Here is a 5,313-nt window from a genome sequence, read left to right on the forward strand (position 1 = left end):
AATAATACCTTGACGTTCATTTTCTAACATAGCTTCACCTCATTAGTTTGACTCTCGAAATATATCTCATTATAGAATCCTTTTGAGAGAAAGTAAACGACAAAAAACTATTCTTATAAACCTTTTTATCAAAGGCTATAAGAATAGTTTTTTGAGTTTTTATTTAGAAATTTCCTGATTTCTTAGTTCAATTCTTCGTATTTTACCAGAAGCTGTTTTTGGCAGCTCATCGATAAACGTTATATCACGAGGATATTTGTACGGTGCTGTTAAAGTTTTCACATGATCCTGTAGTTCTTTTACAATCTCTGGTGATGCCACCGCTGAATCAACCAATACAACATATGCTTTGACGATATGCCCACGAATTTCATCCGGACTGCCCACTACAGCACATTCTTTAACCATTGGATGTTTGACCAAAGCGTCTTCTACTTCGAACGGTCCTATTGTGTATCCAGAACTAATGATAATATCATCACCACGGCCTTCAAACCAGAAGTACCCGTCCTCATCTTTTGAAGCCTTATCTCCGGTAATATAGTAAGTTCCTCTAAATTGCATTTTTGTTCGTTCCGGGTCTTTTAGGTATGACTTAAATAAAGCAGGTGTATCGGTATGAACGGCAATATCACCAACTTCTCCTGGTGCACAAACTTCGCCGAATTCATTAATGATGTCCACTTGGTTGCCAGGCGTAGGTTTACCCATTGATCCTGGACGTGCTTCCATGCCCTTCATTGTTCCTACCAACAATGTATTCTCGGTCTGTCCATATCCGTCACGCACTTCCAAACCGAATTCCCGCTTGAATGTATCGATAACTTCACGGTTTAACGGTTCTCCAGCAGACACTGCGCTATGCAGTGAAGTAAGATTATACGCTGATAATCCCTCTACTTTCGCCATTATCCGATACTCGGTTGGTGTACAACAAAGAACGTTTACTTGGTATTCCTCGAGCAGAGATAAATACGTTTTCGGATCAAATTTACCGTGATAGACAAAACCGGTCGCCCCACTTCCGAGAGTTGCAACGAATGGACTCCAAATCCATTTTTGCCAACCTGGGCTTGCAGTTGCCCATACAACATCACCTTCATGAATGCCTAACCAATGTTCAGCTGATGTACGTAAATGCGCGTATGCCCAACCATGAGTATGGACTACACCTTTAGGATTGCCTGTCGTTCCACTCGTGTATGACAAAAATGCGATGTCCGTGTTTTTTGTGTCTGCTCCAGTAAATTCAGTAGAAGCTTTGGTAAGTTCTTCAGACAATGAAACCCATTTTCCTTTGCCTTCTCCAATAACGAATTGAGTCAGTCCATCCAATTTTTCAACTTGATCAAATTGGCTGATGAATGGTTCATATGCCACAATCGCTTTCGCTTCACTATGAACTAAACGGTAATCAATATCTTTTGCTCGCAGCATTTCCGAGCTTGGAATAACGACCAGTCCAGCTTTTAAAGCACCTATGTAAGTGACATAAGCTTCTATTAATCTTGGTACCATGACCAAAACAACATCACCATGTCTCAATCCACTATTTGTAAAAACATTTGCTGCCTGATTTGCCAGTTGCATCAATTCTTTGTATGTAATTTTTTTCGTCTCGTCCTTTTCACTTTTCCAAATCAAGGCTAAACGATTTTCATCTGTTGCATATTTTTCGAATTCCTGGACCAAATTATACGTTGACGGTGCCAATAAATGTTCACGATTCAATTTAGTTCCCCCTTTGTTAAGTGATTCATCCCTCTTTATTATAGCTACAAAATACTGATTTTTCAAAAAGAACTTTTTATTCCGTCAATTAATTAGTTTGTGATGACTATTATATTATCCCTTTGTTTTCTGTTCAGTCGTGGAGTCCCATTTTTTCAGTCGTCACGACCAAAAACTCAGACTGAGCGAAATCTTATCGCTCTTCATAACACAAAAAAACCGGCAGCTTTCGCTACCGGTTCGTTTATTATAAATTATTTTTGGTAACCGCCGTTTAATTGTTGCTCTGCCATTTGCACTAAACGCTTAGTAATTTCTCCGCCAACGGAACCGTTAGCACGCGCTGTAGCATCTGGTCCAAGCTGTACACCGAACTCTTGTGCAATTTCATATTTCATTTGGTCTAAAGCTTGTTTAACACCTGGAACGACTAGTTGATTTGAACTTTGATTTGCCATGTCTGTGTCACCTCCTTGTTGAATATAGAATGTGCCGGATGGACAAATTCATGCATTCACAAGAAGTAGTAATATATGGGATTATCTTTGTTCAAAAACAGCTGTGCGTATATAAACCAAGCGTTGAATTTTTATAATAGATCGGAGAATTTATCTTGTTTCTTTTTAGGGAACATCATTATTTCACGTTCACTGACTGCTTCAGTTATCATATCATCGAATGTTTTGAAGCTTTCATAATACTCCACTTTTTCAAGCTTTGGTTTTGTTTTTGGGCTTGCAGGAGTGAAAATTGTACAGCAATCTTCATATGGTCTGATCGAGACTTCATAAGTATCGATTTGTTGGGCAATCTCAATAATATCTTGCTTGTCATATGAAATAAGTGGACGTAATACAGGCGTATTCGTCACGGCATTTATAGCTGTCAAGCTTTCTAAAGTTTGACTTGCCACTTGTCCAAGACTTTCACCAGTGATAATTGCCAAAGCTTGCGTTTCTTCACGTACTAAATCTGCAATCTTTAACATCATTCTCCGAGTTGTCGTCATTGATACATTGTCTGGAATTTGTTTTTGAATTTCTTGCTGGATTGCAGTGAATGGAATGATATGCAACTTCACAGAAGCACCAAAGCGACTTAATTTATCAGCTAAATCCATAACTTTTTCCTTCGAACGTTCACTAGTGAATGGAGGACTGTGAAAATGAATGGCATCCAGGCGTACGCCTCGCTTTAACATTTGGTAACCAGCAACAGGACTGTCAATACCACCTGAAAGCATCAGGAGTGATTTTCCGTTAGACCCAATCGGTAAACCGCCTGCACCAGGAATGACTTCTGCCATCATATAAACAGCATCTCTTCGTACTTCTACACGTAGTTCAATATCCGGTTTCTTCATTTGAACCTGAATTTCAGGGAATGCACGAAGCACATTGGCTCCAACGAACTGTTGCAGTTCATTTGTTTCCATCTCAAATGGCTTATATGAGCGTTTAACAGTTACTTTAAACGTTTTATCTTTGCGATCAATTGACTCCACTACTTTAATAGCTGTTTGTTTGATATCTTCCAGGTCGTGACTGCAAGATGCAACTGGACTGAAAGACTGAATGCCAAAAATTTGTGGCAGTCGCTCTATTAACTGTTTCATGGTTTCCTGTTCATTTGGTCGAATGAACATACGATCCCGTTCTGTTTCAATTTGAAACTTGGGTAAATCAGCAAACGCGTAACGAATATTGTCTCGTAATCGACCTGTAAACGAGCTTCGGTTTCTTCCTTTTGTAGATAACTCACCATATCTGATTAATATTTCTTTCCATTCCAACATGTTTTTAATCTCCTTTAACTTGCTTGATGATTGCCGTGAAATTTTCTATAAAATGATCAATTTGCTCATTGCTATTGCTGGTTCCCATACTTATTCGAATCACACCTTTTGTATAGTCATCGGGTAAACCGATTGCTTTTATTACATGGCTGATTTTCGTTTGTTTAGAAGAACAGGCACTCGATGTTGTTACAATGATGTCCCTTGCTTGCAAGGCATTGACCAGCACTTCTCCTTTAATATTCCGGACACTGATTGTCAGGATGTGTGCCGCAGCATCATCTGGGGATAATATGCGTATATCCTTGAAACCACTAATTAAGTTTCTCAACTTTTCGTTCCACATTATATATGTCGTATGCATGGATGCTTGATTTTCGAATGCCATTCTCATGGCTTTAGCGAAAGCAACTGCCTGAGGAACAGGTACCGTCCCACTTCTTAGCCCAAACTCTTGTCCACCACCCACAATGGTCGGTTCAAATGAAACATGACCTGTCCAAGCGACAATCCCGGTTCCTTTTAAGCCATTGAATTTATGCCCTGACAGCGTCAGTACATCTGCTCCAAGAATGGGAAACGACACTGGATATTTACCAAAACTTTGAACTGCATCTACGTGAAATAATGCTCGGCTATGTTGATGGATGACTTTTGCTAATTGTTCAATTGGTTGTATGCTTCCAATCTCGTTATTAATATGCATTACACTTACCAAAATCGTATCTTTACGCAATCGCTCTTTTACATCTTCAACTGAAATAATACCTTTTTCATTTACTGTTATAATATCGACTTCAAAGCCTTGTTTCTCCAATTGTTTCATCGATTCCAACACGGACGGATGTTCAATATTTGAAGTGATGATATGTCTTCCTCGAGACTGCAGGTTTCTAGCAAGACCATTGATGGCAAAATGATTGGATTCTGTTCCGCCTGAAGTGAAAATCACTTTGTTTTCTTCTGTCTTTAACATATCTGCAATTTGCTTTCGAGCACGGGAAAGGAGCATATGTGAATCCACGCCCATTTCATGCAAAGATGCAGGGTTTGCATAATACGCCTCATTCACCTTTACAAAAGTATCCAATACTTCTTTATGTGGTTTCGTCGTTGCACTATGATCGAAATAATACATTGTTGAACTCCTTTTCATTAGAAAACCACCAACACGTGGTGTGCGGTGGTTTCAATTGCCCTTATTACATAAAAGTATACCATACTGATATTCTTTAATGTCTAGCTTCAAGCACTAGCCCGCATCTTAGCTTGAGTCTACAGGATGCCTTCCTACCTAAGCAAATGCAGGCTTTTTCTTAGGTTCTTCCATCGCCGATGTCAGGCTAAAGTAGTGCTTTACGCTTTTCTTGTTATGAACGCCACGCGTCCTCTTTGACAAGAACTTCAATTCGCTTCATCGCACCCGGTTCCACTTCTTCTACAGCAGTAGCTGCTTCTTCAAGTGCTTTGGAATATCGAAGCTGACGGAATGCCGCTTCAGCCTCCAATAAACGCTGATTCATCCGTGGATGACTCGCACGATAACGGTTGCCGTATTGAATGATACGTTCAATCAACAATACATTTTCAAGCATTTCTTTTGATTTAGCATGTACTTCATGGATACATTTATCCGCTTTTGCCAAATAATTGTCTACCAATTTCATATTCAGTGGTACTTCTTGCAAGCTTTGCATCACCAAGTAAATATGTTCTTCGGCTTCTTCCAAACGAACATCCATTTCTTCAGGAATCCCCGGCATATTCGCTTTATGTACCATACGGTC

The 5,313-nt window shown here is 39.5% G+C and carries 5 protein-coding genes; all 5 read right to left on the reverse strand.

Going from position 1 to position 5,313, the window contains the following annotated elements; all coding sequences use genetic code 11:
- Positions 1–159: 159 nt before the first annotated feature.
- Entirely contained in the window at positions 160–1,731 is a 1,572-nt protein-coding gene (gene mbcS / locus AC1DSL_RS15515) for an acyl-CoA synthetase MbcS (protein ID WP_477532869.1), read from the reverse strand.
- A gap of 254 nt (positions 1,732–1,985) precedes the next feature.
- On the reverse strand, positions 1,986–2,189 hold the full coding sequence (locus AC1DSL_RS15520) for an alpha/beta-type small acid-soluble spore protein (RefSeq protein ID WP_016426640.1): 204 nt from the start codon (positions 2,187–2,189) through the stop codon (positions 1,986–1,988).
- 131 nt (positions 2,190–2,320) lie between these two features.
- The gene (gene thiI, locus AC1DSL_RS15525; protein WP_477532872.1) at positions 2,321–3,523 is read right to left on the reverse strand and encodes a tRNA uracil 4-sulfurtransferase ThiI; all 1,203 of its coding nucleotides are present in this window, start codon (positions 3,521–3,523) and stop codon (positions 2,321–2,323) included.
- Positions 3,524–3,530: 7 nt separating this feature from the next.
- Positions 3,531–4,664, reverse strand: coding sequence for a cysteine desulfurase family protein (locus AC1DSL_RS15530; protein WP_477532870.1), 1,134 nt, complete (start codon positions 4,662–4,664; stop codon positions 3,531–3,533).
- 232 nt (positions 4,665–4,896) lie between these two features.
- The coding region (locus tag AC1DSL_RS15535) for a septation ring formation regulator EzrA (protein WP_477532871.1) at positions 4,897–5,313 on the reverse strand (417 nt) is incomplete at its 5' end.

Source organism: Paenisporosarcina sp. P4_D4 (assembly GCF_056401835.1).

Excerpts from the sequence above, each read along its gene's own strand:
- AC1DSL_RS15520 (WP_016426640.1), bottom strand. The coding sequence starts at position 2,189 with ATGGCAAATCAAAGTTCAAATCAACTAGTCGTTCCAGGTGTTAAACAA.
- AC1DSL_RS15530 (WP_477532870.1), bottom strand. The coding sequence starts at position 4,664 with ATGTATTATTTCGATCATAGTGCAACGACGAAACCACATAAAGAAGTA.